Source organism: Phytoactinopolyspora endophytica (assembly GCF_004138495.1).
GTDB classification, from domain to species: Bacteria; Actinomycetota; Actinomycetes; order Jiangellales; family Jiangellaceae; genus Phytoactinopolyspora; species Phytoactinopolyspora endophytica.
The window spans coordinates 136,497-139,409 of record NZ_ML142859.1; the positions used below are offsets into that span (position 1 = coordinate 136,497).

The 2,913-nt window shown below is 70.7% G+C and carries 2 protein-coding genes; both read left to right on the forward strand.

The features are described from left to right. The coding region (locus ELR45_RS38555; RefSeq protein WP_205856964.1) for an oligopeptide/dipeptide ABC transporter ATP-binding protein at positions 1–717 on the forward strand (717 nt) is incomplete at its 5' end. A 37-nt stretch (positions 718–754) separates the two neighbouring features. Beyond that, positions 755–2,913: S9 family peptidase (locus ELR45_RS41225; RefSeq protein WP_240759942.1), on the forward strand; the 2,159-nt coding region annotated here is incomplete at its 3' end.

The window sequence follows — 2,913 nt, forward strand, 5'->3', positions numbered from 1 at the left end:
CCAGCCCGGGCCATTGAGCTGCCGTCCGGGCTGTCCGGCGGGCAGCGCCAGCGAGTGGCGCTGGCACGCGCGCTGGCGGCGGACCCGGAGGTGATCCTCGCCGACGAGATCACCTCCGCGCTCGACGTGTCCGTTCAGGGCGCGGTGTTGAACCTCGTCCGCGACCTGCAGCGCCGCTTGGGCCTGAGCATCCTGTTCATCTCTCACAATCTCGCCGTCGTGCGGTATGTGAGCGACGTGATCGCCGTGATGTACCTGGGGCGGATCGTGGAAGTGGGACCGGCGGCCGAGGTCCTGAACTCCCCGCAGCATCCGTACACCAGAACGCTGCTGGATGCCGCGCCGCGGCTGGGCACATCGCTCGACGACGCGGTCCCGGCCGATAACGAGGTCCTCGACGAGGAGCCACCGTCCCCGCACGACCCGCCGCCGGGCTGTCCGTTCCACCGGCGTTGTCCGATGGGACCGCTGATCGTCGTGGAGCGGACGATCTGTGCCGGGCAAGACCCGCACACGGACGCGGACTCCCGGCCGCACCGCGCGGCTTGTCACTTCGCCGGAGGCGAACATGTGAATGGTGCCGGAGGCGAAGATGTGAATGGTGCCGGAGGCGAAGATGTGAATGGTGCCGGAGGCGAATATGTGAATGGTGCCGGAGGCGAATATGTGAATGGTGCCGGCGGCGAACACGTGAATAGCACCGGGGTGAGCAGGTGAACAGCGCCGTGGAAGAGGTTCTGGAGGTGCCGGCACGATGACCCGTCGACTGACCGAGGACGACCTGTTCGGCCTGGAGGTTCCGGCGCAGCCGGTCATCTCGCCGGACGGCTCGAGCGTCGTGTATGTGCTCGACTCCGCTGACCGCGAGGCCGACGAGAACCGGTCGGCGCTGTGGCGGGCGCCGACAACAGGTGATGGCCCTGCGCGGGCGTTGACACACGGTGCGGCCGACTCATCCCCGGCGTGGTCGCCGGACGGCTCCCACCTGGCCTTCCTGCGCGTCGTGGACGGTCCGGCCCAGCTGTGGGTGCTGCCGCTGGACGGTGGCGAGGCCGAGCGGCTCACCTCGCTCCCGGCCGGTGCCGGCGAACCGGTGTGGAGCCCCGACGGCACCCGGATGGCTTTCGTCGCCGCGGTGGACATGCTGGCGGTCCCGGGCGAGGATGACGCCGCGCGGGCTCGCCGCGCCGTCGCCCCTATCGTCGTCGACCGGCTGGGCTACCAGGCCGACGGCGCCGGGCTGCTGCGCGGCATCCGCAAGCATGTGTTCGTCGTCGACACCGGGACGGGCGCAGTGCGGCAGGTGACCTCTGGCGACTGGCACGCGAACTCGCCGGCCTGGTCGCCGGACGGACAACGGTTGGCGTTCACTGCGGGGACGGCCCCGGATGCCGACCTGACTGGTGAGTCGGCCGTGTACGTCGTCGACCTCGACCAGCGCGAGGCCGAACCGGCCTGGCGTCCGGTGGGTGAACCGCACGGCATGGCCGGTCAGGTGGCCTGGTTCCCGGCGAACGACGCGCTGCTGGTGGTCGGCCGCCGCGACGTGAGCGTCGGGCACAACCGGCTGCTGAAGGTCCCGCTCGACGGCGGCGAGACCATCGACCTCCTCCCGGGTTTCGACCGCAACGTGATGCCAGGAGGCCCCGGCTACCCGGGCGGGCTGCCGCAGTTCACATCCGACGGCGGCCGCATCGTCTTCTGCGCCCGGGACCGCGGCTGCACCCACGTGTACGCCGTCGCTGTCTCCGGAGGCGAGCCGCGGCCGGTCGTGGCCGGATCGGATCGCGTGGTGTCTGGCCTGTCGGTGGCCGGTGACGCGGCGCGGGCGGCCGTCGTCGTGGCATCGCCGGACTCGTACGGCGACGTCGCGGTCGTCGACCTCGACAGCGGTCACGAGACCACGGTGGCCGGCTACCGGCTCGCCGACGTCGACTTGATCACCGCGCAGGAACGGGTGTTCACCGTGGCCGACGGCACCGATGTCCACGGCTGGCTGGTCCGCGACCCTGGCGCGCCGACACCGGCGCCGCTCCTGGTCGACGTCCATGGAGGGCCGCACAACGCGTGGAGCCCGGTGCCGGACCGCGGGCACGCCTACCACCAGATACTGGCCGCGCAGGGGTGGACGGTCCTGCTGCTCAATCCGCGCGGCAGTGACGGATACGGCGAGGAGTTCTACACCGGCGCCGTCGGCGCCTGGGGAGTGGCCGACGAGCACGACTTCCTGGAGCCCGTCGAGGCACTGGTGGCTGAGGGGACCGCCGACCCCGAACGGCTGGCGCTCTCCGGCTACAGCTACGGGGGCTACATGACCTGCTGGCTGACCGGGCGCACCGACCGGTTCGCGGCCGCCGTCGCCGGTGGCGTGGTGGCCGACCTGGCCAGCATGGCCGGTACCTCCGACATGGGCCACCTGCTGATCAAGCTGGAGACGGCCCTGCCGTTCGAGGACCCGGAACGATGCGCGGCGCAGTCGCCCTTCGCCAACGTCGCGAACGTGACATCTCCGACACTGATCCTGCATGGCCTGGCCGATGACCGCTGTCCCCGTGGCCAGGCCGAACAGTGGTACGGCGCGCTGCGTGCGCGGGGCGTCCCGGCCCGGCTCGTCTTCTACCCGGACGCTTCCCACCTGTTCATCCTCGAGGGCAAGCCGTCACATCGCGTCGACTACTCGCGGCGCATCGTCGACTGGGTCACGCACTACACCACGAAGGACACGACGAAGGAGCGCGCCATGACCACCGCGGCACTCGACAGGGAACACTGGCAGGGGCGGCTCGCCGAGCTGTCGGAGAAATACAACGTGCCCGGCGCCGCTCTGGGTATCGCCCGCGGAGGAGAGAACGTCGAGGTCGCCTACGGCGTCACCAACGTCGACACCGGCGTCGAGACGACCACCGACACGCT